This is a genomic window from Kribbella monticola, from assembly GCF_003261635.1.
Lineage (GTDB): Bacteria > Actinomycetota > Actinomycetes > Propionibacteriales > Kribbellaceae > Kribbella > Kribbella monticola.
The window spans coordinates 480,305-506,131 of sequence record NZ_QFXK01000031.1; the positions used below are offsets into that span (position 1 = coordinate 480,305).

Annotated in this window: 26 protein-coding genes; 17 read left to right on the forward strand and 9 right to left on the reverse strand. The window is 68.1% G+C overall.

All coding sequences use genetic code 11. The features are described 5' to 3' along the window. The first annotated feature begins 51 nt into the window (after positions 1-51). From DIZ26_RS21685 to DIZ26_RS21700, 4 genes are all read left to right on the forward strand, one after another. A complete protein-coding gene (locus DIZ26_RS21685; protein WP_112244268.1) occupies positions 52-2,025 on the forward strand; it encodes an ABC1 kinase family protein in 1,974 nt (657 codons plus the stop codon). A 34-nt stretch (positions 2,026-2,059) separates the two neighbouring features. Beyond that, positions 2,060-3,451, forward strand: a complete 1,392-nt coding sequence (locus DIZ26_RS21690; RefSeq protein ID WP_112244270.1) for an MFS transporter — start codon at positions 2,060-2,062, stop codon at positions 3,449-3,451. A 54-nt stretch (positions 3,452-3,505) separates the two neighbouring features. Beyond that, entirely contained in the window at positions 3,506-3,793 is a 288-nt protein-coding gene (locus DIZ26_RS21695) for a 4a-hydroxytetrahydrobiopterin dehydratase (protein WP_112244272.1), read from the forward strand. A 105-nt stretch (positions 3,794-3,898) separates the two neighbouring features. After that, positions 3,899-4,726 (forward strand): acyltransferase domain-containing protein, encoded by an 828-nt coding sequence (locus tag DIZ26_RS21700; protein WP_112244274.1) that lies wholly within the window; start codon positions 3,899-3,901, stop codon positions 4,724-4,726. A 15-nt stretch (positions 4,727-4,741) separates the two neighbouring features. Here the strand turns inward: DIZ26_RS21700 and DIZ26_RS21705 are convergent, their stop codons facing one another. The 4 genes from DIZ26_RS21705 to DIZ26_RS21720 all read right to left on the reverse strand — a co-directional run bounded on the left by DIZ26_RS21705 (position 4,742) and on the right by DIZ26_RS21720 (position 10,406). Then, entirely contained in the window at positions 4,742-5,683 is a 942-nt protein-coding gene (locus DIZ26_RS21705; protein ID WP_198676204.1) for a polysaccharide deacetylase family protein, read from the reverse strand. A gap of 327 nt (positions 5,684-6,010) precedes the next feature. Continuing rightward, positions 6,011-6,640, reverse strand: coding sequence for a DedA family protein (locus tag DIZ26_RS21710; RefSeq protein ID WP_166678670.1), 630 nt, complete (start codon positions 6,638-6,640; stop codon positions 6,011-6,013). A 51-nt stretch (positions 6,641-6,691) separates the two neighbouring features. Then, a complete protein-coding gene (locus tag DIZ26_RS21715; protein WP_112244280.1) occupies positions 6,692-7,693 on the reverse strand; it encodes an aminoglycoside phosphotransferase family protein in 1,002 nt (333 codons plus the stop codon). Between the two features lie 10 nt (positions 7,694-7,703). Further along, positions 7,704-10,406 (reverse strand): AAA family ATPase, encoded by a 2,703-nt coding sequence (locus tag DIZ26_RS21720; protein WP_112244282.1) that lies wholly within the window; start codon positions 10,404-10,406, stop codon positions 7,704-7,706. Between the two features lie 125 nt (positions 10,407-10,531). Between DIZ26_RS21720 and DIZ26_RS21725 the strand changes: the two genes are divergently transcribed. From DIZ26_RS21725 to DIZ26_RS21740, 4 genes are all read left to right on the forward strand, one after another. Next, positions 10,532-11,593 carry a class I SAM-dependent methyltransferase gene (locus DIZ26_RS21725; protein ID WP_112244284.1) on the forward strand — a complete coding sequence of 354 codons (1,062 nt, stop codon included), beginning with the start codon at positions 10,532-10,534 and terminating at the stop codon, positions 11,591-11,593. 26 nt (positions 11,594-11,619) lie between these two features. Next, a complete protein-coding gene (locus DIZ26_RS21730) occupies positions 11,620-13,794 on the forward strand; it encodes an alpha/beta fold hydrolase (protein WP_112244285.1) in 2,175 nt (724 codons plus the stop codon). 208 nt (positions 13,795-14,002) lie between these two features. Further along, positions 14,003-14,320: an ArsR/SmtB family transcription factor gene (locus DIZ26_RS21735; protein ID WP_112244287.1), complete on the forward strand. Its 318-nt coding sequence runs from the start codon at positions 14,003-14,005 to the stop codon at positions 14,318-14,320. Beyond that, a complete protein-coding gene (locus DIZ26_RS21740; RefSeq protein ID WP_112244289.1) occupies positions 14,310-14,732 on the forward strand; it encodes an SRPBCC family protein in 423 nt (140 codons plus the stop codon). Before DIZ26_RS21735 ends, DIZ26_RS21740 begins: the two co-directional genes overlap by 11 nt. A gap of 171 nt (positions 14,733-14,903) precedes the next feature. Here DIZ26_RS21740 and DIZ26_RS21745 read toward each other — a convergent pair whose 3' ends face one another. Next, positions 14,904-15,083 (reverse strand): DUF5302 domain-containing protein, encoded by a 180-nt coding sequence (locus DIZ26_RS21745; RefSeq protein WP_112244291.1) that lies wholly within the window; start codon positions 15,081-15,083, stop codon positions 14,904-14,906. Between the two features lie 154 nt (positions 15,084-15,237). Here DIZ26_RS21745 and DIZ26_RS21750 point away from each other — a divergent pair, with 154 nt between their 5' ends. Together DIZ26_RS21750 and DIZ26_RS21755 are read left to right on the forward strand one after the other, a co-directional pair. After that, the gene (locus DIZ26_RS21750) at positions 15,238-15,954 is read left to right on the forward strand and encodes a hypothetical protein (RefSeq protein ID WP_112244293.1); all 717 of its coding nucleotides are present in this window, start codon (positions 15,238-15,240) and stop codon (positions 15,952-15,954) included. Positions 15,955-16,027: 73 nt separating this feature from the next. After that, positions 16,028-16,678 carry a LysE family translocator gene (locus DIZ26_RS21755; RefSeq protein WP_198676205.1) on the forward strand — a complete coding sequence of 217 codons (651 nt, stop codon included), beginning with the start codon at positions 16,028-16,030 and terminating at the stop codon, positions 16,676-16,678. Positions 16,679-16,895: 217 nt separating this feature from the next. Here DIZ26_RS21755 and DIZ26_RS21760 read toward each other — a convergent pair whose 3' ends face one another. Continuing rightward, positions 16,896-17,621, reverse strand: a complete 726-nt coding sequence (locus DIZ26_RS21760; protein ID WP_112244295.1) for a class I SAM-dependent methyltransferase — start codon at positions 17,619-17,621, stop codon at positions 16,896-16,898. A gap of 102 nt (positions 17,622-17,723) precedes the next feature. Between DIZ26_RS21760 and DIZ26_RS21765 the strand changes: the two genes are divergently transcribed. Together DIZ26_RS21765 and DIZ26_RS21770 are read left to right on the forward strand one after the other, a co-directional pair. Continuing rightward, positions 17,724-17,960: a hypothetical protein gene (locus tag DIZ26_RS21765; protein ID WP_112244297.1), complete on the forward strand. Its 237-nt coding sequence runs from the start codon at positions 17,724-17,726 to the stop codon at positions 17,958-17,960. Continuing rightward, positions 17,957-18,349, forward strand: a complete 393-nt coding sequence (locus tag DIZ26_RS21770) for a type II toxin-antitoxin system VapC family toxin (protein WP_112244299.1) — start codon at positions 17,957-17,959, stop codon at positions 18,347-18,349. Before DIZ26_RS21765 ends, DIZ26_RS21770 begins: the two co-directional genes overlap by 4 nt. Before the next feature lie 90 nt (positions 18,350-18,439). Here the strand turns inward: DIZ26_RS21770 and DIZ26_RS21775 are convergent, their stop codons facing one another. Beyond that, the gene (locus DIZ26_RS21775; RefSeq protein WP_112244301.1) at positions 18,440-18,838 is read right to left on the reverse strand and encodes a VOC family protein; all 399 of its coding nucleotides are present in this window, start codon (positions 18,836-18,838) and stop codon (positions 18,440-18,442) included. Positions 18,839-19,005: 167 nt separating this feature from the next. On the opposite strand from DIZ26_RS21775, the gene DIZ26_RS21780 reads away from it, so the two are divergent. Further along, positions 19,006-19,599, forward strand: a complete 594-nt coding sequence (locus tag DIZ26_RS21780) for a VOC family protein (protein WP_157979775.1) — start codon at positions 19,006-19,008, stop codon at positions 19,597-19,599. Positions 19,600-19,682: 83 nt separating this feature from the next. Here the strand turns inward: DIZ26_RS21780 and ychF are convergent, their stop codons facing one another. Then, entirely contained in the window at positions 19,683-20,759 is a 1,077-nt protein-coding gene (ychF, locus tag DIZ26_RS21785; protein WP_112244519.1) for a redox-regulated ATPase YchF, read from the reverse strand. A 161-nt stretch (positions 20,760-20,920) separates the two neighbouring features. After that, positions 20,921-21,448 (reverse strand): GNAT family N-acetyltransferase, encoded by a 528-nt coding sequence (locus tag DIZ26_RS21790; RefSeq protein WP_112244305.1) that lies wholly within the window; start codon positions 21,446-21,448, stop codon positions 20,921-20,923. A gap of 216 nt (positions 21,449-21,664) precedes the next feature. Here DIZ26_RS21790 and DIZ26_RS21795 point away from each other — a divergent pair, with 216 nt between their 5' ends. The 4 genes from DIZ26_RS21795 to DIZ26_RS21810 all read left to right on the forward strand — a co-directional run bounded on the left by DIZ26_RS21795 (position 21,665) and on the right by DIZ26_RS21810 (position 25,825). Next, positions 21,665-22,456, forward strand: a complete 792-nt coding sequence (locus DIZ26_RS21795; protein ID WP_112244307.1) for a polysaccharide deacetylase family protein — start codon at positions 21,665-21,667, stop codon at positions 22,454-22,456. Positions 22,457-22,525: 69 nt separating this feature from the next. Continuing rightward, positions 22,526-23,827, forward strand: a complete 1,302-nt coding sequence (locus tag DIZ26_RS21800; RefSeq protein ID WP_232828503.1) for a DNA recombination protein RmuC — start codon at positions 22,526-22,528, stop codon at positions 23,825-23,827. A 267-nt stretch (positions 23,828-24,094) separates the two neighbouring features. Then, on the forward strand, positions 24,095-25,285 hold the full coding sequence (locus DIZ26_RS21805) for a glycoside hydrolase family 64 protein (RefSeq protein WP_112244309.1): 1,191 nt from the start codon (positions 24,095-24,097) through the stop codon (positions 25,283-25,285). A 162-nt stretch (positions 25,286-25,447) separates the two neighbouring features. Continuing rightward, positions 25,448-25,825, forward strand: coding sequence for an SRPBCC domain-containing protein (locus DIZ26_RS21810; RefSeq protein ID WP_232828504.1), 378 nt, complete (start codon positions 25,448-25,450; stop codon positions 25,823-25,825). Positions 25,826-25,827: the final 2 nt, after the last annotated feature.

Consider the following 25,827-nt stretch of genomic DNA (forward strand, 5'->3'; position numbering starts at 1 on the left):
CCCCTGCCGGGGTGACGCGGCATGGGCCCGTGCTGTCCTAGGGTCGCGACTATGGATGTGGTGCTGGTCGGGCTGATCAACGTCGGCGTGTTCATGGTCATCTTCGTGCCGGTCTCGCAGCGGCTGCTCGGCGTGCGATTCGGGTTCGGCCGGCTGGCGATCGGGGCCGGGCTGACGCTGGCGATGTTCGCGCCCTTGATGAACGCGCTCGCCGGGCCGTTGCCCTGGACCGGCTCGACCGGAGCGGCGATCGCCCTGCTGGCACTGGACGCGATCTGCTCGATGCTGGCCGGGCTGATCTTCCTGGTGCTGGCCGAGGCCGTGGTACCGACCGGTTCGTTGCCGAGGGTCCGCGATCTGCGGCGCGATCTGACCGGGCGGGTCGCCCGTACGCAGCGCTACCTGCAGATTCTGCGGATCGCGATCCGGCACGGCCTCGGACCGTACCTGCGTGGCCGTCGCCGGCCGGGGCGCGAAAACGCTGCTGGGCAAGCAGATCTCGCCCGCTCGCTCAGGCTCGCGCTGGACGAAGCCGGTGTCACCTTCGTCAAGCTCGGTCAGGTGTTGTCCACTCGCAGCGACGTCATACCGGCCTCCGTCGCGCTGGAGCTGAGCCGCCTGCAGGACCAGGTCTCCCCTGCTCCCTGGCCGCAGATCGAAGAAGTGCTCAGCCAGGAGTTGGGCGCGCCGCCCCGGCAGATCTTCGCCGAGTTCGGCCCGGAACCGCTCGCCGCCGCCTCGGTGGCCCAGGTCTACCCGGCGCGCCTGATCGACGGCGAACAGGTTGTCGTGAAGGTCCAGCGGCCCGGTATCTCCGCGCTGGTCGAACGCGATCTCGACATCGTCCAGCGGCTGGCCAGGACGCTCGAACGCAACACCGACTGGGGCCGCTCGATGGGCGTCCGCGCACTCGCCGCAGGGTTCGCCGACGCGATGCGGGAGGAACTCGACTTCACCGTCGAGGCGACCAACATGACCAGCGTCGCGGCCGGCCGAACGATTGCCGCCAGCAACGACATCGTCGTACCCGAGCTGCATCCGCGGCTGTGCAGCCGGCGGGTGCTCACGATGCAACGGCTGGACGGGATCCAGCTGGGCACGGCGGCCCGCTCGATCGCCGAGCGCGGCCTGGACGCCGCCCGGCTGGCCAAGGTGTTGTTCGAGTGCCTGCTCGGCCAGGTCGCGATCGACGGGGTGTTCCACGCCGACCCGCATCCCGGCAACTTCCTGCTGCTCACCGACGGCCGGATCGGGATGCTCGACCTCGGCTCGGTCGGCCGCCTCGATCCGTCCACCCGCGAAGCCCTGCAGCGGTTCCTGCTCGCGGTCGACCACGGCGACCCGACGGCCGCGACCGACGCCCTGCTGGAGATCGTCTACCGGCCGGACACGATCGACGAACAGTCGCTCGAACGCGCGGTCGGCCAGTTCATGGCCCGCCACCTCGGCGCCGGGGCCGCCCTCGGACCGGCCATGTTCAACGACCTGTTCAAGATCATCACCGGGCACGGACTCGGCGTTCCGCCCGAGGTGGCCGCGGTGTTCCGCGCCCTGGCCACCATCGAGGGCACGATCTCGCGGATCTCGCCTGGCTTCGACCTGGTCGCCGCGTCCCGCCAGTTCGCGGCCGCCCATGTCACCGACCGGCTCGCCCCCGACGCCTTACGCCGTACGGCGACCCAGGAGCTGGCCACCTTGCTGCCGATGCTGCGCCGGTTGCCTCGGCGGATCGACCGGATCGCCGCGGCGGCCGAGTCGGGCCGATTGAGCGTCAACGTGCGCCTGCTCGCCGACGAGCGCGATCGCCGGCACCTGACCGGCCTGCTCCACCAGGCGTTGCTCGCGGTCCTCGGCGCCACCGCCGGCTTGATGGCGGTTCTGCTCCTCGGTACGCCGGGAGGCCCACAGGTCACCAAGTCGCTGGGGTTGTACCAACTGTTCGCCTACAACCTGCTGGTGATCTGCGCAGTGCTCGTACTGCGGGTGCTCGTCCTGGTCTTCCGGCTGCCCGACAGCCGGAGTTGACTTCAAGTTCACTTGAACTCTCAGGATAGCGGGCATGTCCTTGACCGAAGCGCACAAGCCCAAGCTGTTCACCGGACCGCACTTGCCCCTGGTGCTCGGGGTGATCGCGCTGGTCACCCTGGGCGCGTTCGAGAACCGTGCGGTCGGTACTGCGTTGCCGACGATGGTCCGCGAGTTCGACGCGATCGGCAGCTTCGGCCTGGCCAATGCCGCCCCGAACGCGAGCTACCTGGTGTCGCTGGCCATCGCAGGGCTCTGGGCCGACCGGCGCGGCCCGATCCCGACGCTCCGGGCCGGTGCGATCACCTTCGCGCTCGCCCAGCTGCTGGTCGGCACTGCGCAAGGGATGCCGATGGTGGTCGCCGGACGACTGCTGAGCGGTCTGGCCGAGGGCCTGCTGGACGTCGCGCTGATGGTGCTGGTCGCGCGCGCACTGCCCGCCGTACTGCGGCCGCGGATGTTCTCGTTGTTCGCGGCGATGTGGATCCTGCCGTCCGTCCTCGGACCGTTCGTGACGGGACTGGTGACCGAACAGGTCGGGTGGCGATGGGTGTTCATCGGCGCGGTCGCGTTGCTGGTCCCGAGCTGGCTACTGCTCCAGCCCGCGATGCGGTTGTCCGCGCGCAGCGCCGCGCCTGAACGCAGCCCGAAGGAGACGGCCGAACTGGAAGCGTGGCGATCCGCATTGCCTTGGGCGTTTGCCGCGTCGGTGGCCTTGTTCGCGATGACGCTGGCCGGTGACAAGCTCCAGGCTCACCGCTTCGCGGGCGGCCTGGCGATCGTGCTCAGCGTGGTGGTGCTCGCGCTGGCCGCCGTACGGGTGATGCCGCAAGGCACGTTCGTCGCGCGACGCGGGTTCCCGGCAGTGGTCGCAGTACGGGGGCTTGGTGGCGCCGCGTTCGCCGGGACAGGCGCTTATCTTCCGCTGCTGTTGACCTTGCGGCACGACTTCAGCCCTTCGAGGGCAGGCATCACGCTGTCGATCACCGGCGTGAGCTGGGCGTTCGGCTCCTGGCTGCAGGGCCGCGACCACGGCCTGCAACGAGTGTCCGTACTACGTATCGGCCTGGTCCTGATGACGCTCGGGCTCGCTGTCACCTCGTTGCTCGCGTGGAGCGACGGAGCCGGCTGGGTGGGGTTGATCGGCTGGTCGTTCGCCGGCGTCGGCATGGGTCTCAGCTCGTCGAGCCTGTCGGTACTCACCCTCGATCTCTCCGACGCGGGCAACTCCGGTCGCAACACGAGCGCCGGTCAGATGGCGGGAACGATGAGCATCGCCACCGCGCTCGCGGTCAGCGGCACGCTGCTCGCCCTGAATTCCTCGGATCCCGGACCCTGGGTCTTCGGCACGATCATCATCACCAGCGCGGGCCTTGCTTTCGGTGCACTCCTCACCTCGCACCGGGTCCGCCCGATCACCTCCTGACCGGCAGCTCCGTCCCGCCGCCGGCCGACGGCGTACTGGCACTAGAGTGTGCGCATGGCTGAGCTGCTGACGGACGACCAGATCGATGCCGCGATCCGCGACCACCTCCCGCAGTGGAAGGTCGACGAGAACGCGCTGGTCCGCAGCGTCAAGAAGGACAGCTTCCTGGACGGCATCCGGCTGGTCGCGACCGTCGCCCAGCTGGCCGAGTCGATGAACCACCACCCCGACATCGACATCCGCTACACCACGATCACCTTCCGCGTCAGCAGCCACGACGCCGGCGGCATCACCGACGACGACCTCGTCCTAGCCCGCCACATCGACACCGCCGCCGGCTGACCCCTACCTCCACGAGCGGCTGCGCCTGGGCCGCGGGCGGTGGAAAACGACGATATTCGGGGCATGCGGCAACGGTAGTAACTATTTGACGGTTACGGTTGTGTCGTGACGACTGCTGACGAGTACCGCCTGCTGGGGTTCACCGACGCCGATCGGGAGGCCGCCGAGAAGTACGAGGCCGACCCCGTGGCCGTGGCCAAGCTCGCCTCCGAGCTCCGCCGGGAGATCGGTGGCTTCCGCGGCGAGGGCGCGGGGCCGACCATGCCTGACGACACCCGGGACTCGGTCGCCGCGTTCCTCGAGACGCTGCCGGACATCCGCCGGTACCACGCCGAGCGCGGGATCAGCGACGAGATCAGCTGGGCCACCCTCGCGGATCTCGGCAAACAGCTCGATGTGAGCCGCCGGACCAACGGCGAGTACGGGCTCGAGACGCACTGGTGGATGACGATCCACTGGACCGGCGCGATCTACGCCCTCGGCCGGCTGCAGTTCCTGCTCCACCAGGTGCCGGACAAAAACCCGGTCCCCGGCGTCGAGCCGGGCGAATGGGTGATCGGCGTCCACATCCCCGAGACCGGCCCGCTCACTCCCGAGGCGGTCGACGACAGCTTCGCCCAGGCCCGCGAGTTCTTCCCGCGCCACTTCCCGGAGTACCCGGTGAAGACCGCGACGCTCGGCTCCTGGCTGATCGACCCCTACCTGCTGGACAACCTGCCGCAGGACTCGAACATGGTCCGGTTCGGCCGCCGCTTCACCCCGTACGGCGAACCCCGCGACGCCCAGGACAGCGCCATCTTCTTCACCTTCCGCAGCCACGACCTCGAACACCTCGACAAATACCCCCAGGACACCACCCTGCAGCGCCTCGTCATCAACCGCATCAAATCCGGCGGCACCTGGCAAAACGCCTTCGGCTACCTCCACCTCTAACCGGGTGGGAGGCGGTTAGCGGCGTGGGGTGCCGTTCTTCTCGAGCCAGGTCAGGAGTTCGATGTTGCTGACGCAGCGGATGTCTGGCTGGGTGCAGGTGTCTTGGACGAAGGTGGTGAGGGCGTCGGAGTACACGCTGTTGTTCCAGTGGTTGAAGTGGTTGCCGAGGAAGAGCGGTGGGTTGCCGGTGGCTCGGGAGCGTCGGAGCGCGAGCCGGTACGTGGCGAGGACCTGTGCCTTCAGAGCGGGCGCCTGTGACGCCGGTGCCTCGCGTGCACCCGTCTGGGCGTACCAGAGGTTGTAGTCCATCGACAGCGTGTTCTTGTGCGTCCCGGCCAGTTCGACCGACTGCAACGGGAAGTTCCAGATGCCGTCGGTCTTCTTCGGCCAGGCGATGTACCCGGGCTCGGACGCGTCGTACAGCATCCCGCGCTGCCGCATGACCTGCCGGTACGCCGAACGGTTGCCCTCCAAGCACGGCGTCCGCATCCCCTTGACCGTGGCCGGGTCGAAGGGAGCGGCCAGCGGCTTACCCGCAGCCAGGGTCGGCCCGTTCGCGACCATCAGGTCGAAGGCCTTGAGTTCGTCATTCCACTGAGTCGCGTTCCAGCCACCGATCCCGGTCTTCCCGCAGAAATGCCCGTTCGCATGCGTGCCGATCTCGTGCCCCTCGGCGATCGCCTGCCGCAGTACGGCGGTCCGCCGCACCACCTTCGCCGGATCACCCCAGCCGATCTCGGAGGCGCCCGGGCTCTTACCCGGCGGCTTGTAGTCGGCCCGGTGCGAACCGGGGTAGAGATACGGCCCGGACAGGAAGAACGTCATCCGCGCGTTGACCTGCTTGGCGATTTGCCGCCAGTGCGACCACAGTGTCAGATCGCCGGCGCCGTCGAACGACACGACCACGAACAGCGGCGGTTTGCCGTTCGCCAGCTTCGCCGGGAACGTCCGCGTCACCCGAGCCGCATTCGCACCCTTCACCGGCGAAGGCGTCGGCGTGCTCGGTGTCTGCGAAGGGCTAGCTGTCGGCCTAGGCGTCGAGGACGGGCTCGGCGTCGGCGACGTGCCCGGAGACTTGGAGGGCCGCACCGAGGGCGTCCCCGCAGTACCGGACGGGGCTCCCTCCAACGGAACGTCCCCGCAGCCAGAAACCAGCGCCGCGGCAACCACCACCGCGCCGATCAGTACGCCGATCCTTCGCCTCACCACGCCTCTACTGACGCACGCCCGGGCGACCTGGTTGGCCCAGGACACACCCTTGCGGGGAAAGCGAACGTTCGATCGTTACCCGGCCGTGACCTTGGCGGCTTTGCGGCGCCCGGCGATCCGGCGCGACGTCTCCAGCACCAGACCGATCAGGAACGCCAGCCCGAGGCTGAACGCGAGCGCCTTCAGCGAGTCGTGCGCGAACGCGTCGCCGCCGATGTAGCCGAGCAACGCGACGTACGTGTAGGCGATCGTCACGCCCGCGATCGTGAAGACGATGAACTTGCGGAACGAGTACGCCGTGGCGCCGGCGGTCAGCGTCGCCACCATCCGCGCACCAGGGATGTAGCGGACGGTCATCAACACCAGCCCACCCCGCGTGTGCAACGCATGCGAGACCTTCTCGTACATCGCCTGCCGCGCGTCCTGCCGTCGCATCCAGCGCCGCAGCGCCGGACCGGAACCGCGACCGAGCAGGTAGCAGACCGATTCGCCGATCACCGAGCCGACCATCGCGACCACGATCACCAGCAGCAGGTTCTGGTGACCCGCGGCGGCCGCCATCCCGGCGGTGACGACCATGCCCTCACTGGGCACGATCGGGAACACCGCATCGACCGCGGCGGCCACGAAGAGAATGAGCAGCAGCCAGTGCGAGGCCATCGCCACACTCAACAGGTGCCGAACGACCTCCATCAACTGTGTCACGCACCGAGCCTCTCATCCGGTGTCAACACGAACCCAATCGGCGAGTGCCGCTCAGGCGGAACCGAGCCAGGAATTCATCCGCAGGGAGGCCAGAGTTTCCAGTGGGGCGCCGGCGAACTCCCCGGGCTCGCGGCGCAGTGCCCGATCCCACACCAGCGCCCGGGCGACCTTGCCGATCCAGCAGGCGAGGTCGAGTTCGGCGAGCAGGCCGGCCGGGTCGCCGAACACCTCGAGATAGGCGTCGCGCGGACGGCGTACGAGTTCGTCGCCGGGGTCGACCTCGAGCCAGCGCGCCAGCGAGCCGAGTGCGACCAGCATGCTGGAGAACGGGTGCGCGAGCACGCTGTCGCCCCAGTCGTAGAACTTGACCGAGCCGGCCGGGCCGCCGAGGACGTTGTTCGTGTGCAGGTCGTTGTGATCCAGGCTGGCCCGGTCGGGCAGGTCGGCGCAGCGCGCGGCGAACTCGGCCCGCTGCCCGCTGACCCACGCGTGCTGCTCCTTGGCGACCTCGCTCCCCGACGCGGCGGCGTACCGGCCGGTGATCTCCAGCGCTTCGTCCAACCGCTGCGGCATCACCGTCGCACGCATATCGGTGACTCCGGCCGCGAGGAGATCCTCGGCATGCGGCATCAGGTCGAGCTGCAACTGCCCGTACTGCGGAAGCACGCTCACCAGCGCCTCGGACCACCCGGACGGCTCACCGAGTCGCTCCCGCAGAGTCGGACCGCCGTCGGGCAGCAGGACCCAGCCGCGATCGACGTCCACGGCAATTGGGTCGAGCACCCACTGCGGCACCACGGACGCCAGCAAGCGATACAGCGGTACTTCGAAGACCATCTCCGGAGCCGGGGCCTTCAGCCACACCGCACCGCGCTCGGTGTCGGCCCGCAGTACGGTCCCCCACGGCTTCAACCGCGGCTGGGTCACCTCACCGACCCGCTTGATGCCGGCAGCCGTCAACTGTTCGTCGAGCCAGTTCGCAGCGTCCGAGAACCATTCGGCGGAGCTCCACAGGGAGGTCGTCTCACTGGTTTCGCTGATCGGCGAAGTCATGCCGGCCAGCCTACGGATTCCCGGGGCCGAGCTGCCTGGCCAATTCCGTTCGCGAGTGGATGCCGAGCTTCGCGTAGACCTTGCGCAGGTGGTACTCGACCGTCTTCGGGCTGAGGAACAACCTCGCCGCCGCGGACCGGATACTCTCGCCGTCCACCAGCAGCATCGCGATCTGGCGTTCCTGCGGGGTGAGCTGGTCCGCGGTCGACGGCTCGCGGCGGCGGGCGGTCTCGCCGGTCGCCTTCAGTTCGGCCGCGGCCAGATCGGCCCAGCCCGGCGCACCCAGCCGATCGAAGTCACTGACCGCCAGCCGAAGTTGGGCACGCGCATCGACTCTCCGCCGGGCCCGCCGCAGCCAACCGCCGTAGGCGAGCCTGGTCCGCGCCGTCTCGAACACGTCGAGCGTCCGCTGATGCCAACCGAGCGCCTCTTCGAAGAACCGCTCGTCCTCCTCGACCAGACCACGAGCCCGCGCCGACCGGCCCAGCGCCCACGGCTGCCCCTTGCCCTCGGCCAGTACGGCGAACTCGCGCGCGACGGCGACCGCGTCCTCCGTCCGGCCGAGCCGCAGATAGACTTCGACCATCTCCGGCGCGGGCGACAGATCGGGGTCCAGCAACCCCAGCGAATCAAGCACTTCCGCCAGCTGCTCGTACGACGCGAGGGCACCGGCCGGATTGCCCTGGCCGAGCTCGAGATCGCCCAGCGCGAACAACGCCCAGGCCCGGCCGATATGGATCTGCCGTTCGGTGCAGATCCCGATCGCTTCGGTCGCCAGCGAGCGGCACTCCTCGGCCCGGCCGCGATGCGCGGACAGCCACGCCTGCCCGGCCAGGCAGATCGCCAACTCGGTGGTCTGCCCGGTCTCGCGGGACAGCCTGATCCCCTCGTCGTACGCCGCGGCCGCATCCGCCCAGCGGTCGGTCGTCGCCTCATCACGGGCGAGGTGCATCAACAGGGCGGGCAGCGTCCCGACCGCGACCTGGTCCCGCCGCTCACGCATCGCCTGCTCGAGCAACGCACGACCCGTTCCGGCTTCGCGCAGGAAGAGCGGCGCGAGCGTCATCCAGATCTGCCGGCGCCGATCGCGATCCAGGGCGGCGGACGGTTCCAGCCTGATGGCTTCCCGGATCTGCTCGGTCCCGGGCCGCCCGGCCAGAATCTTGGCGCTGCCGCTGGCCAGCAGCCCGAGAATCCGGACACCCGGCCGATCAGTTGCCTCCAGCAATCGATCGATGCCGTCGGCGGCCTGCAGCGCGCCGGCCGCGTCGCCCAGCCGGAAGCAGGCGTTGACCGCATCGCTCAGCAGTCCGACGGCGGCCTCCGGATCGGTCGTCTCGTCCGCCGCGGCAAGCAGGATGTCGCGCGCCCGGGCAGGCGATCCGCACTTCACCGCGATGTCGGCACGCAACTCGTGCGCCCAGGTCGTGGTCGCCGCCGGCGGCTCGAACGCCAGCGCCTCACCGAGCAGGCTGTCGCCCCGGTCCGGCATCCCCGCGAACCAGGCCGCCTGCCCGGCAGCGACCAGTCGAGCCGCGCGTTCCTGGGCGTGTTCGGTCAATCTGGCCGCCCGTTCAAAGGCAGTCGCGGCGACCGCGTGTGCACCGCGCTCAGCTGCATGATCGCCCGCGAGCTGGAGTGCCGCGGCGACCTCGTCGCTCTCCCCGAGCACAGTCTCCGAGAGATGCCAGGCCCGCCGGTCGGCTTCGTGCGGCCCCAAGATCGCGGCCACCGCTTGATGCACCGTACGCCGTTGCGCCGGCTCCGCGCTCGCATAGATCGCCGACCTGACCAGGGGATGCCGGAACTCGACCCGGCCGTCTCCGATCACCACGAGGGTTGCCTGCTCCGCCTCTGCCAACGCGGCCACGTCGACACCGAGCTCGTCGCAGGCCCTCGCGATCACGCCCAGTTCGCCGTCCTCCACGGAGGCCACGAGCAACGCCGTACGGGCAGCGGGACTGAGCCGGGATGCCCTTACAGCAAAGGCGTCCGCCAACAAGGCCGGGACCAGAATCGGCCGGCCGGGCGGCAGCCGGTGCAACTGTTCCGGATCGTTCGCCAGTTCCAGCAACGCCAAGGGATTGCCCGCGACGCGACGATGCAACTGGGCCACGAGATCGACCGGCAGTCCGCCGATAATGCGCTGAGCGGCTGGGAGATCGATGCCGGTGAGTTCGAGCCTGGGCAGATCCGCATCGGCCAGCGGGTGCGGTTCGCCGGCACGCGCGGCGACCAGCAGGACGATCGGGTCCGCGAGCAACCGGCGGGCGGCGAACAGCAGCGCCTCGGCGGACGGCCGGTCGAGCAGCTGCGCGTCGTCGACGAGGATCGCGACCGGCGCGGATTCGGCGTACCGGCAGATCAGGCTCAAGGTGGCGGCGCCGACCGCGAACCTGTCGGCCGCGGCGCCGGGGCTGAGCGCGAGGGCCGCCGCCAGCGCATCCCGTTGTGGTGCAGGGATGTGAGCGAGTTCGCCGAGCGCCGGCCGGAGTAGCTGGAGCAGGCCGCCGAACGGGATCTCGCGTTCGGCCTCGGTACCGCGGGCCCGGAGTACGCGGAGGCCGTCGGCGAGTGTCACCGCTTCGGCCATCAACGCCGACTTCCCGATCCCCGGCTCCCCGGTGATCAGCAGCACTCCACTGGTGCCGACCCGCGCCCCCGCGACCAGCCGCTCGATCACCCGCCGTTCGGTCTCCCGCCCGATCAGCATCCCCGCAGTCTGCACGCCACTCCCCCGTCGCACCAGCCCCCGGGACTAGGTGGGTCACCTGATGCGACTGGGGGCCGGGCGCTTCTACGGTCGAGCGCAATGAGTCCCAGGGAGGGGAATCGACAATGACCACGGTCGAACAACAGATCGACGGCGACAAGTTGATGGCGTTCGTGTTCCGCGCGGTGGACGAGGTGGGGGCGACGCTCAACGCGGGCCTGGTGGTGATGGGCGACAAGCTCGGCTACTACCGCGCGCTCGCGGGCGCCGGTCCGCTGACACCGGCAGAGCTGGCCGAGCGCACACAGACCAGCGAGCACTACACCCGCGAGTGGCTGAACGCGCAGGCCGCGGGTGGTTTCGTCGAGTACGACGACGGCCGGTACGTCCTGCCGCCCGAGCACGCGATCGCACTCACCGACGAGAGCAGCCCGGCGTTCCTGCCCGGCTTCTTCCAGATCGCGCTCGGCACCGTCCACAACACCACGCAGACGATCGACGCCGCTCGCAGCGGTGCCGGCATCGGCTGGCACGAGCAGGACACCGATGTTCACGACGGTTGCGAGCGCTTCTTCCGGCCCGGCTACAACGCGAATCTGCTGACCAGTTGGCTGCCTGCGTTGACCGACGTCGTCGGCAAACTCGACCGCGGCGCCAAGGTGGCCGACATCGGCTGCGGTCACGGCGCCTCGACGATCCTGATGGCGAAGGCGTTTCCGCAGTCGACGTTCCTCGGCTTCGACTACCACCCGGCGTCGATCGAGGTCGCCCGGAAGCGCGCCGCCGAAGCCGGAGCCGACGTGACGTTCGAGGTGGCGCCGGCGACGGCGTACAGCGGGACCGGGTACGACCTGGTGACGACGTTCGACGCGTTGCACGACATGGGCGACCCGGTCGGCGCCGCGCGCCGGGTCCGCGAGTCGCTCGCCGAGGACGGCACCTGGATGGTCGTCGAACCGATGGCCGGCGACCGCGTCGAGGACAACCTGAACCCGGTCGGCCGCGCGTACTACGGCTTCTCCACGCTGCTCTGTACGCCGGGATCGCTGTCGCAGGATGTCGGCCTGGCGCTCGGCACTCAGGCCGGGCCGGCCAGGATCCGCGACGTCACCACGGCGGCCGGTTTCACCCGGTTCCGGGTCGCCGCCGAGACGCCGTTCAACCTGGTGTACGAAGTCCGCCCCTGAGACAGTGCTCGCGAGGGGGCTCGCAGATGACTTCGAAGCCGCAACGCCCAGCGCGCCCGGCCGACCAGGAGGGGACGGTCGAGCGCGACGGGGTGACGATCGCCTACAAGGTCCACTCCGGCCTTCACGCGACAGCCGAGGATGCAACAAATGTTGCTGCAGCGGATGTTGCGGCAACAGATGTTGCAGCTCCGACGGTGGTGTTCTTGCCGACCTGGTCGATCGTGCCGTCGCGGATCTGGAAGGCGCAGGTGCCGTACCTGGCCAAGCACTTCCGGGTCGTGACGTTCGACGGCCGCGGGTCGGGCGAGTCGAGTGCACCCGCAGGCGCCGCGGCGTACGCGGACAGCGAGTTCGTCGCGGACACCCTCGCCGTACTGGCCGCCACGAGGACCGGCACCTGCGTTCTGGTGTCGCTCTCCCGTGGCGTGCCGTGGGCGTTGCAAGTCGCCCATCAACTCCCCGATCAGGTGCTCGGTGTTGTGTGCATCGGCTCGGCCGCCGGGCTCGTACCGGCACAGGAGGAACGCATCCGCTGGTCGTGGAACGAGCGGCACGACACAACCGACGGGTGGGCGAAGTACAACAAGCACTACTGGACAGAGGGCGGGTACGACGATTTCCTGCGCTTCTTCTTCGCGCAGATGTTCCCCGAACCGCACTCCACCAAGCAGATCGAGGACGCCGTCGGCTGGGGCCACGAGATCAGCCCCGAGCGGCTGGTCGACACCGAGGCGGCCCGCCAGGATCGCGTTCCCGGCGTACCGGCGATGTCCTGTCCGGTCCTGGTGGTGCACGGCTCCGACGACAAGATTCGCCCCCTGGCCGAAGGTGTCGCGCTGGCCGACCAGACGGGTGGTTCGCTGATCACCGTCGAAGGCGGCGGACACGCCCCGAACGCCCGCGACCCGGTGCTGGTGAACCGCCTGCTCAAGGACTTCGTTTCAGGTGTCACCCCACCACAACCGGTACGGCGTACGTTGGTGCGCGCCTCGAATCGCCCGAAGCGGGTGCTCTATCTGTCCTCGCCGATCGGCCTCGGCCACGCCCGCCGGGATCTCGCGATCGCGCGCGAACTGCGGATGCGGAATCCCGGACTCGAGATCGACTGGCTCGCCCAGCACCCGGTCACGCGAGTCCTGGCCGATGCGGGCGAATCGGTGCACCCGGCATCGGCGTACCTGCTGAACGAGTCGAGCCACATCGAGTTCGAGGCCGACGAGCACGACCTGCACGCGTTCCAGGCGATCCGGCGGATGGACGAGATCCTGGTCGCGAACTTCCTCACCTTCACCGATGTGGTCGACGACCGGCCCTACGACCTGGTGATCGGCGACGAGGCCTGGGACGTCGACTACTTCCTGCACGAGAACCCGGAGCTGAAGCGTTTCGCCTATGCCTGGCTGACGGACTTCGTCGGTTGGCTGCCGCTTCCTTCGGGCGGCCCTGCCGAAGCTGCGCTGACCGCGGACTACAACGCGGAGATGCTCGAGCAACGGGCCCGCTTCCGCCGGCTCCGTGATCGCTCCCTCTTCATCGGCGACCCGGACGACATCGTCGAGGACACCTTCGGTCCGGGGTTGCCGTCGATCCGGTCGTGGACGGCGCAGAACTTCGACTTCACCGGGTACATCACCGGCTTCGACCCCGCGGAGACCGCCGACCGCACGGCTCTCCGTGCCCGGCTCGGCTACCCGCCCGACGCCAAGCTCTGCCTGGTCACCGTCGGCGGCTCGGGTGTTGGAAAATCCTTGCTGCAAAGGGTTTTAGACGCTATCCCGGTCGCGCGGCGAGCCGTTCCCGGCCTGCACTTCGTCGTCGTCACCGGACCTCGCATCGACCCGTCGACGCTGCCTTCGATGCCCGGGGCAACCATTCACGGCTATCTGCCGAACCTTCACCACCACCTGGCCGCCGCGGACGTCGCGATCACCCAGGGCGGCCTCACCACCTGCATGGAACTCACCGCCGCCCGGGTGCCCTTCATCTACGTCCCACTCCAGCACCACTTCGAGCAGACCTTCCACGTCCCTGCCCGGCTGAACCGCCACAACGCCGGCCACCTCGTGCCCTACTCGGCCTGCACTCCCACCACCCTCGCCGAAACCCTCGCCAAGCTGTTGATCACCGACGTCGACTACCTCCCCGTCCCCACCACCGCCGCCCAGACCGCCGCCGCCCTCCTCACGGACCTGCTCTGAAAACCACCCCACCCTCGCGACCAACAAGGGGCACCAGCATCCCGCGGTACGGCGTACCGACGGACAGGAGGTGTCAGGCCGGTCACCTGAATACCACCCTCAAGCGGAGGCCGCCCGGGCATTTTCAGGCCGTACCTCCTGTCCGTCGGTACGCCGGCTTCGGCACAGGCGATTGACAGGACACTTCACCAGATGGTGAAGTGTCCTGGTGTTGGCGACGACGTTTGCAGCTCTCGGAGACGGCACGCGGCTGGCCGTGGTGACTCGGCTGAGCCGCGGCGAGGCGACGATGGGCGAGCTCGCGGCGCCTCACCGAGTGAGCCTGCCCGCGATGACCAAGCACGTCGGGGTGCTGGTCGATGCCGGGTTGGTGAGCCGCCGGAAAGTCGGGCGGACGGTGGTCTGTTCGCTGCGCCCCGAGGCGTTCACCGAAGTACAGACGTGGCTCGGCGACCTCACGACGTACTGGAACACGACCATCGACCGGCTGGAAGACCTGTTGCGAGGGAGCGATGATGAGCACTGACGTCCGGATCGAAAGGGTGCTTCCGGCAACGATCGGCCGGGTGTACGACGCCTGGTCGCGCCCCGAGCTGCTGACCCGCTGGTACTGCCCGAACCCGAGTCACGAGCTGCAGGTCGAGGCCGACGTACGCATCGGCGGCGAGTACGTCGTGATCATGGGCCCGTATGTTGTCCGGGGCACCTATCTCGAGGTCGACCCGCCGCGCCTGCTCACCTTCACCTGGAAGTGGGACGACGGCGGCGACGACATCTCCCAGGTCCGCGTCGAACTCTCCGAGGTCGACGGCGGCACCCACCTCCTGCTCAGCCACACCGCGCTGGCCACCGCCGACGACGCCGCCGGCCACCTGCAGGGCTGGGAACTCCAACTGACCCGCCTCACCGACCTCCTCACCGCCGAGGCCCTCACCTGAGCCTCCGACTCCGCGCGAGGTCAGCCCGGAGCAATGTCGACAAGTCGAGCCCGCGTACGGCGTACCGGCAGGTGGCTCTTCCTCGTCGCCGCCGTACTCATCGCTGTGGTGGGCAAAAGTTGAGCCCCGGGCGGTGACCCGGGGCTCGGAACGGATGGATGGGCGGCGAAATCAGCTGCCGGACTTGCGCCGGAACTGGCGCTTCTGCTTGTCGTTGTGCGCCTCGCCGACGCCCTCGTGCCGCGGCCCGGTTCCCGGGTGCGCCTCGTGGTGGGCGTTCTTCTTGGCAAGTGCTTCACGGAACTTCTTCTGCAGATCGTCCTGCGCCGGCTCGCTGGGCTTGTCGCTCATACCGTCTCCTTACAAACCGTCAGGCGTACAGGCTCTAGCCAACCAATTGTGACCGCCCCAGCGCCAGCCATTTACAGCGGGGCCTCCCCAGCCGATGCCGGCTGGACCTTGGCGAGCGGAACTGTCGGCGTCCGCCACTACTGTGTGCGTCCTGATGACAGCGTTCCAGGAGGACCAGGTACGGCGACTGCTGGCGAGCGGGTGGGGCACGTGCGAAGGGATCGCCGGGCAGGTCCGAGCCAGCGGCCTGCCTTCGATCAACCGCGAATACCTTAACGATGCCTTCCGCTCCGACCAATGGCAGTTCGCCGAGGAGGCCGTTCGCGCACTCACCGACCAGTTCAGCTCGGCACGATTCGCCGACGAGGTCCGGTACGGCGTGGTGCTGGTGCCCGCAGCTTCGGCATTGGACACCCGCGGGGCGATGCCGGCCGCAGTACGAGCTGATCAGGCCGGCGCGGAATCCGGCGATGTGTACGACGAACGGTTGCCGGCCGGAACTCTGCTCAGCACCGCCGAGCGCGACTGGACGATGGTGGCCGGAGTCGTGGGCGACTACGGCCCCGCACTCGGCAGCTATTACCAGGTGGCCGGCGCTCCAGCGGAGGACTTCACCATCTTCGGCCAAGACACTCGTCGACTGATGACGCGCCAGGTCTGGGGAGCCCGGGTCCTGCAGTGCGGCCGAACGCCGCCGGACTGCGAACTCAACGAGCGCTGGACGTTCACGCTGTTCCCCGGCGAGCCGCTGGTCGACGGCCTGGCCGAATCCGGCACCGTGCTCAAGGGACGTGTGCGGTTCCGCCTCGGCAAGCCCGACCGCGGTATCGGCTCGGCTCGCGTCGCCCCCGCCATCGCCATCTCACCGTAGGAAAAATGTCTCCGGCGCGGGCTCGGTGCCTGTTAGTTTCAAGGCTCCGACAGCTCGGGGAGGGATGGCCGACATGCTGGTCAGCAGTGAGGCACTGGCAGGAATCGCGTTGGTAGAGCTGGGTCTGGTGATCGTGCCGGGACCGAACATGATCTACCTCGTCTCCCGCTCCGTCACCCAAGGACGACGCGCCGGCCTGACATCGCTCGCCGGAGTGGGCGTCGGCTTCCTCGCCTACCTCCTCGCCGCGACCGCCGGCCTCGCGACCCTCTTCGCGCTGGTCCCCGAGATCTACGTGACGCTCAAGCTCGCCGGCGCCGCCTACCTGCTCTGGCTCGCCTGGGGCGCTCTCCGTCCCGGCGGCAGCTCGGCGTTCACCCCGGAGGCGCTCACCCCCGATCGCCCCCGCAAGCTCTTCGGCATGGGTCTGCTGACCTGCATCCTCAACCCGAAGATCGCGATCCTCTACATCTCGCTGCTCCCCCAGTTCGTCGACCCCGCCCGCGGGCACGTCGGCACCCAGAGCCTTCTTCTCGGCCTCACCCAATTGGCCGTCGGCGTCATCATGAACGCCGTGTTCGTCATCACCGCCGGATCCGTCGCCACCTTCTTCACCCGCAGGCCCCTGTGGTCCCGTATCCACCGCTACCTCACCGGCACCGCCCTGGCCGCGTTCGCGATCAAGCTCGCCACCGACCGTGCCCAGCCCGTCGCAGCTCCGTAAACCGGACCGCCGCCGTTTGTCCCTCGCCGTACAGTAGATTCCACGGCCCCGAGCCCACCGGCACCAATCGCGACAGCCACCTCACAGGCGCAGTCGCCCACTCCTTGCCACCCGCACTCGCCCGCGCCGCCACACCGCACATTCGCGGCCTCCCCTGACAGGTCAGGGTGCCGGGTGAGCCACATTCCCCTGCCCCGGCACCCTGGCCGCACCACCCTCAAGCAACCTCAGCCACAAAGACGAACTCCTTGCCTGGGCGATCGGGTGCATCCCGTATGTCGGTAACCGCGAACCCGGCTTCGCTCAACGACTCCTCGACCTCGGCACGACTCCGGAACCGCAGCGTCGACTCCGACGTCATCCGCGCTCCGTCCGACTCGAACACGTACGTCGACCGGAACGTCACGAAGGGCTCATTCACCTCGAGCAAGTCGGTCCAATTCTCCACGTGGCCGACACCCGGTACGTCGATGCGCTTGTACGTCGCCTCGCGATTCCACTCCAACCACGCCCGCCGCTTTGGATCCCTTGTCTCAAACACAAACCGCCCACCCGGCACCAGCGCCGCCCGTACGCCGTACAGCGTCGCCATCCACTCCTCATCGGTGAGAAACACCTGCGCCACGTTCCCAGTCATCACCGCCATCTCCACCTGCAACGGCGGCAACCCGGTCGCATCCCCATGAATCCACCGAACCTTCTCAGCCCCCACCTTCCCCCGCGCCACCTCCAACGAAGCCAACGCCGGATCCACCCCCACCACCTCGACCCCAGCCGCTACCAACAGCCTCGCCAACTCCCCCGTCCCACACCCCACGTCCAGCACCGACCGAGCCCCAAACTCCCCCACCATCCCCACATACACCTCCAAATCCCCCCGCCCCTCCTCCAACGCGTCATAAACCCCCACCAACCGCCGATCCCCGAACAACGCATCAACCATCCCCCGAACCTATTCCGCCGCCCCTTCCCCACCAACCGACTTTCCGCAGGCGGCAAACACAGAGACCTTGTTGCGTAAGACATAGTGTCTTACGCTGACTGCATGGCTGACACCATCACGATCCGCACCGATGCGGAGACCGAGCACGCCTTGGATGTTCTGACCCATGACGGCAGCTCCCGGTCAGCGGCGATCCGCCAAGCCGTGCTGGAAGCGGCACTGCGCAAGGAACGGGCTGCGGCGATGCGACGCGAGGTACTGCGGATGCCGCTCGGGGAACCCGACGGCATCGACATCGCCGCCGAGATCAGCCGCGACCGCGAGGACGACCGCGGATGATCTACCTCGACTCGGCCGCCATCGTGAAACTCGTCCACGCCGAGAGCGAAACGCAGGCTCTGCGCGACTGGCTCGACGAACGAGCGGACATCGGGTGGACCAGTTCGGTCCTGGCGGAGATCGAGTCGTCGCGTGCGCTGGCACGGTATGCCCCAGGAGCTGTCGCTCGACTCCATCCCGTCCTCGACCTGATCGAGCTGGTGGAACTGGACGCAGGGGTTCGCATTATCGCCCAGACCGTGAAACCGGTAACAGTCCGGAGCCTCGACGCCATACATCTCGCAACAGCTCTCCGCCTCCGCCCGCAGCTCACGTCATTCATCACGTACGACAAACGCCTCGCCGATGCTGCCCAGGCGGCCGGACTGACCGTCGACGTGCCTACCTGAGACATCTCCTTCGCCGCCGCGCACAACTTCAACACGCCGTGGCAGGAGAAAACCGCAACTCCACCAATGCGCGAAGCTCCACAAAGTCGTTTATCGTGCGGGGGCCTTGAGGCCGATGCGGTGACCGTCGGGGTCGAGAACGATCGCGAAGCGCTGGCCCCAGGGCATGAGGGTCGGCGGTTTGACGACGGGCGCGCCGGTTGCGACCAGTTCGGCGATGACGTGGTCGAGTTGCTCTTCCGATTCGAGTTCGAGATCCAGTTGCGAGCCACCCGAGGACGGTTGCGGCGCAGTTTCGTCCCACCAGGCAGCGAATGCCGTCGAATGCAACACGATGGTGACTCCGGTGTTCGTCGACACCCACGCCTCTGCGTCGCCGTTCCCCTGCCGATTCCGAGCGCGAAACAACACTCCAAGGCGCTCATAGAACGCACGGCTGCGTTCAAGATCCGCGACGATGAAGTTGACCTGAGCGACAACAACCACCATCACAGCGTCCCACGCACAACGCTCAGACGCTGAAGCGGAACTCCACGACGTCGCCGTCGCCTTCCCGCAACACTCTTTTCTTTTCAGACGTTGAAGCGGAACTCCACCCAGTCATGTCGCCAACCAACGTCAATTGGCGTCTGAGTAGCCGAGCGTAGAATGTTTCGATGCCCAATCCCCGCACTATCCCCTTGCTGCCTTGCGCCGACATCGACGAGATCGAGACGTTCTTCGCCGCCCTGGGATTCCGCACCACCTACCGCCAGCTCCGACCGTACGCGTGCCTCGCCCTCAACGGTCACGGCTTCGACCTGCAGTACTACGGCCTGGACGGCCACACACCAGAGTCCTCGCACAGCTCCTGCCTCGTGATCGTCGATGACACCGGCCAGATCTGGGAGGAGTTCGCCGCAGGACTGCGCGAGGCGTACGGCCGCCTGCCGGTCAAGGATTTCCCTCGGATCACGCGGCCGCGCCAGCGAAAGAACGCCGACGGGCGGAGCGGCTTCAGCCTCGTCGACCCGGCAGGCAACTGGCTTCGCTTCTTCCGCGACGGCAGCACAGAGACCTCGCCGGCCGAAGTCAGCCGGTTGGGCGCGGCCGTTCAGAACGCGGTTGTGCTCGCGGACAGCAAAGGCGACGTAGCCCAGGCTGCCAAGGTCCTCCAGGGCGCACTCAATCGCGCACCGGCCGACGATCCGGCACAAGATGAAGCCCGGAGTTTCCTCGCCGAGCTGACCGAGCGCCTGCCGGAAGGCTGACCTTGGACCAGCACCCGCTCAGACGTTGAAGCAGAACTCCACGACGTCGCCGTCGCCTTCCCGCAAACCGTCTTTTTTCTTCTTTAGACGTTGAAGCGGAACTCCACGACGTCGCCGTCCGCCATGATGTAGTCCTTGCCTTCGATGCGGACTTTGCCTGCGGACTTGGCGGCGGTCATGGAGCCGGCGGCTACGAGGTCGTCGAAGGAGACGATTTCGGCTTTGATGAAGCCGCGCTGGAAGTCGGTGTGGATGACGCCGGCGGCTTCGGGGGCGGTGGCGCCCTTCTTGATGGTCCAGGCGCGGGATTCCTTCGGGCCGGCCGTCAGGTACGTCTGCAGGCCGAGGGTTTCGAAGCCGACCCGGGCCAGGGTGTCCAGGCCGGGCTCCTCGACGCCCATCTCGGTGAGCATCTCGCGGGCCTCGTCCTCGTCGCCGAGTTCGACCAGTTCGGCCTCGAACTTGGCGTCCAGGAAGATCGCCTCGGCCGGTGCCACCAGGTCGCGCATCTGCTGCTTCAGCGACTCGTCGGCCAGTTCGTCGGCGTCACAGTTGAAGACGAACAGATAAGGCTTGGCCGTCATCAGCATCAGCTCGCGGATCGCGGCCCGATCGACGTTGGTGGCGCTGATCGGCGTACCGGCCTCCAGGTGCTTCTGCGCTTCCCGGACCGCTTCCAGTACGGCGACACTCTCCTTCTTCAGTCGCGCTTCCTTCTCCAGCCGCGGGATCGCCTTCTCGACGGTCTGCAGGTCGGCCAGGATCAGCTCGGTCTGAATCGTGGAGATGTCGTCGGCCGGCGAGACCTTGCCGTCGACGTGGGTGACGTCGTCGTCGCGGAACACCCGGGTGACCTGGCAGATCGCGTCGGACTCGCGGATGTGGCTGAGGAACTTGTTCCCCAGCCCCTCCCCCTCGGACGCGCCGCGGACGATGCCGGCGATGTCGACGAACTGCACCGTGGCCGGCAGGATCTTGGCCGAGCCGAAGATCTCGGCGAGCTTGCCGAGTCGCGCGTCCGGCACGCCGACCACACCGACGTTGGGCTCGATCGTGGCGAACGGGTAGTTCGCCGCGAGCACGTTGTTCTTGGTCAGCGCGTTGAAGAGCGTGGACTTGCCCGCGTTGGGGAGCCCGACGATTCCGATGGTGAGTGCCACGGGCGACAAGAGTACGCGGCTCACCCCGCCGTACCCCAATCCGCCGACCACCGCCACGTACCGCGAACCACCCGCCGCCGCGCATCCGCAGTACACGAAACCCATCCCGTACTGCGAACCAGGCACCCGCGTGCCCTGGAAATCCAGCCCGTACTACGGAATCAGATCACAAAGGACTCCAGCTCGGCGCCGTACCAGCGACTGGTGAGGCCCAGCGGGCGCATTCCCAACCGTCCGCACACGGCCAACGACGCGATGTTGCCAGGCCGCACGACTGCGTAGATCTCCCCGATCCCCGACCGCAGACCGTGCCTGATGGCTCCCCGCGCCGACTCGGTCGCCAGGCCGCGCCCCCACGCGTCAGGGTGGAAGTGCCACCCCACCTCGACCTCACCTGCGCCTGGAGAGTCAGCCGGCTCGGGCAACGGAACCAGCAACACCGTCCCCGCCACGACGCCCGACAACTTCTCCTCGACTGCCCAGACCCCGAACACGGCATCTTTGTTGCGCTCGTTCCAGCGTTCGATCGCCCGGCCGGCCGTGTCGCGGTCCGCCATCACCCGCGGATCGGCACCGAGCCAGCGGGCCACCTCCCAGCGCCGGTAGATATCGAACACGCGGTCGCCGTCACCCTCGGCCCAGTCGCGGACGAGCAGCCGATCTGTCTCGAACACCACCTTCGGATCCATCCCCCCTCCCTGAGCAAGAGATCTACCGAGCGCGCCGACCGGTCGCAAGCGAAACCGTGAAGTGTGACCGGAGAGAGACTTCTGCTCCGCCGGCTGCCGAGATCTGCTCGCACGATCGCGATGCCAACCAGATCAGGAGTTCGGGCGTCTCTTCCTATGACAGCTCCTGAGGGGGAGCACTGGGGAACATCCGCCTGATCCACAAGGAGCATCGTCATGTCCAGAAAGCTTGCTGCCGTCTTCGCCACCGCCGCAGCGGCCGCCCTGGTCGTCGGTTCACTGATCGCGATGGCGCTGGTCCACGAGAGTCCGCCGAAGCCGACGTCGGCCGCCAGCACCACGTCGAGCGTGACGCCCACCACAACGCCCACGGACGAACCGACCGACGAGCCGACCGGCACACCGAGCAAGACGCCGGACAACAATGCCGGCAGCCCTGCCGCGGACCCGACAGCCGCCGCTGCCGCCGGCAACAAGAAGGTGTTGTTCTTCAGCTTCGACGACGGCCCGGACCCGGTCTGGACGCCGAAGATCCTTACTGTGCTGCAGAAGTACAACGCGCACGCGACCTTCTTCGAACTCGGTGCCATGCAGGCCGCCCACCCGGGGCTGCGTGAGCAAGTACTTGCCGCAGGCAACACCATCGGCAGCCACTCGATCACGCACCCGCAGCTGACCGCGATCTCCGCAGCCAGGCGGCACCACGAGATCTTCGACGGCCCGCAGTCGAAATGCTTCCGGCCGCCGTACGGCGCGTCGAACCCGCGGGTGCGGGCGGACATCAAGGCCGCGGGAATGACCCAGGTGCTCTGGGACGTCGACCCGCGGGACTGGGCCCGGCCGGGTGTCAACGCGATCGTCAGCAACATCCTGCACAACGCCCACCGGCGCAACATCATCTTGATGCACGACGGCGGTGGCGACCGCAGTGAGACCGTCACCGCGCTCGACAGGGCCCTGCAAACGCTGAAGGCCCAGGGCTACACCTTCGCCGCGATGGACTGCTGATCCGGAAAATCAGGCGCTGCCGACTGTTGCTCACGGAAACTGTCGGCGGCGTCTGCCACTGTCTGTGACATGACCGGTACGACGTTGCTCATGGTGCTCCTGTTCCTCGCGGTCGGGCTGCTGCTCGGCGCGGTGTTCGGGGTGCTCTGGTCCCGTGGACGCGACGGCGCCGAGCTCGCCCGGATCACCGCCGAGCGCGACGCCGCCGAGGACCGGGTCGTCGAGCTGACCCAGGAGCGGCATTCGGTCGGCCAGCAGATGTCGGGCCAGGCCGTCGTGAAGGAGTCGCTGGACCGCCTGCATGCGCAGCTGAACCAATTGGAGAAAGGCCGAGCGGCCTGGCAGAGCCAGCTCCACCAGCAGGTGAACGAAGTACGGATGAGCGGCGAGGCGCTGCGTCGCGAGACCGCGTCATTGTCGACAGCGCTACGAAAACCTCAGGTGCGAGGGCGCTGGGGCGAGCTGCATCTGAAGCGGACCGTCGAGCTGGCCGGCATGGTCGCGCATTGCGACTTCACCGAACAGACGTCGACGGTGACCGACGACGGACTGCTTCGCCCGGACATGGTGGTCAGGCTCGCCGAGGGGAAGAATCTCGTCGTCGACTCCAAGGTTCCGCTGGCCGCGTTCCTGGAGGCCGCCGAGAGCGAGGACCCGGACTTCCGCGAGGAGCGGCTGCGGGCACACGCACGACATCTGCGGACGCATGTCGACCAACTGTCGGCCAAGGCGTACTGGTCGAGACTGCCGTCGACGCCCGAGTTCGTCATCCTGTTCGTGCCCGGTGAGTCGTTCCTGTCCGCCGCGCTGGATATCGAGCCGTCCCTGCTGGAGTACGCCGCCGAGCGCCGCGTGATCCTGGCGACGCCGACAACGCTGATCGCGACGTTGCGCGCGGCCGCCTATGCGTGGAACCAGTCCGCGCTGACCGAGTCCGCTCAGCAGGTGTTCGAGCTCGGCCGCGAGCTGTACGAGCGGCTCAGCACGATGGGCGACCATCTCGGGCGCGTCGGCCGGTCGCTGACCTCGGCCGTGGACGCGTACAACCGCACGGTCGGCTCGTTCGAGAGCCGCGTCTTCACCACCGCCCGCAAACTCCGCGACCTGCACGTCACCGAGGCAGAACTGGTCGCAATGGAGGCGATCGAAGCTTCAGTCCGCCCCCTCACCGCCCCCGAGCTGCTGGCCCTGGAAGAAGCCGAAACCGAAGACCAAACCCGCCGCTGGGTCCAGGGCCCACTGATCGACCGCACCCCGCGCCCCTCCCCAGGCCTCAACCCCGCAACCCCACAAACCGACCTTCCCCGCCCCGCCCCCGCAAGCCCCCGAACCGACTCCCCCCTCCCCGACCTCGACTCCCAAACCGGCTGAGCACAACCGCCTGTCGGGAGGCGTCGGGTTTCCGCCACAGGTGCGGCATTGACAATCCCAGCGCGCTCGCCCAAGTATGAGAGCGCTCTCACTCACCGGTGATTCCACCGTCCCTCACCGGCTGAGCAGTGGGCACCGGGTGATCCAGGTCCGCGCAGTGTTCGGGCCGTCTGCCCGCGGAACTGCTGCGGCCTGGTAGCGCAGTCGTTCGGCGAGCTTGCCGGTGCTCCGCCTTCCTCTCGCATGGGACAAACCTGAGGAGGAGTTGTGCGTATCAATCGCAAGCTGACGGCGGCCCTCGCCGCCGCGGCCACTGTCGCCGCGGGCCTTATCGCCACCATGGCGGGCCCTGCCAACGCCGTGCCGCCGACCATTCCGCTCAAGATCACCAACAGCTCCGGCCGCGGTGATCCGGTCTACATCTACAACCTCGGCACCAACCTGACCACCGGCCAGCAGGGCTGGGCCGACGCAAGCGGCACCTTCCACGCCTGGCCCGCCGGCGGCAACCCGCCGACCCCGGCGCCGGACGCCTCGATCGCCGGCCCCGGCAACGGCGGCTCGATCACGATCCAGATGCCGAAGTTCTCCGGCCGGGTCTACTTCTCCTACGGCCAGAAGCTGGTCTTCAAGCTGACGACCGGCGGCCTGGTGCAGCCCGCGGTCCAGAACCCGAGCGACCCGAACCGCAACATTCTCTTCAGCTGGACCGAGTACACGCTGAACGACTCCGGTCTCTGGATCAACAGCACCCAGGTCGACATGTTCTCGGTGCCGTACGCCGTCGGCGTACTCCAAGGCAACGGCAACACCCTGAGCACGGGTCACCTGAAGCCCGGCGGGTACAACAACTTCTTCAACGCCCTCCGCGGCCAGCCGGGTGGCTGGGCAAACCTGATCCAGACAGCACCCGACGGACGGGTACTGCGCGCGCTGGCGCCGACGTACGGCGTGGAGATCGGCGCGTTGCCCGCGACCGTGATGGACGACTACGTCAACCGGGTCTGGTCGAAGTACAGCTCGCAGACGCTCACCGTCACCCCGTTCGGCGATCAGCCGAACACCAAGTACTTCGGCCGCGTCTCCGGCAACGTCATGAACTTCACCAACAGCGCCGGCCAGGTCGTCACGTCGTTCCAGAAGCCCAACTCGGCCAGCATCTTCGGCTGCGCGGGCCTGCTCGACGCGCCCAACGATCTCGTCCGCGGACCGATCTCCCGCACGCTGTGCGCTGGCTACAACCGGTCCACGTTGCTGACCAACCCCAACCAGCCCGACGCGAACGACTCAGGCTTCTACCTCGACAACGTCACCAACCACTACTCGCGCAAGATCCACGCCCAGATGGCCGACGGCAAGGCGTACGGGTTCGCCTTCGACGACGTCGGCAACCACGAGGCCCTGGTCCACGACGGCAACCCGCAAACGGCGTACATCACCCTCGACCCGTTCAACTGAAATCCGACGACCCAGCCCCGATCAGGTCGTGCCGAACAACTGGTGCCTGAGCACCTGACGCGTTGACCACCCCGGGTCCCCACCCGCTGCCCGGCCGGGACCCGGGGTTCTCCACGTCCGCGGCCACCCCTCATCGCTCTGCCGAGGGGGGACGATGGGCGAGTGACGACTGTGCTGGTGCCTCTGCCACCCGGGCAGGCGTTCGAGCTGTTCACCAGCGGCATGTCCACCTGGTGGCCGCTCTCGACTCACTCGGTCGGCAAGCACGAAGCAACCGGCGTACGGTTCGAGGGCGCTGTCGGCGGCCGGATCGTGGAGTACGGCGTACAGGGCCCTGTCGGCTATTGGGGCACCGTGTCTGACTGGGATCCGCCCCTCGAGGTGAGCTTTACCTGGCACCCGGGCAGCGATCCGAAGCGAGCCGGCCACGTCACGGTCAGATTCCGCCACGTTGCCGCAGGCACCGAGGTCGAGCTCACTCACACCCCCTGGGACGGCTGGGATCACGTCCTCGACTTCTACGTCAGGCACAGCCGATAGTG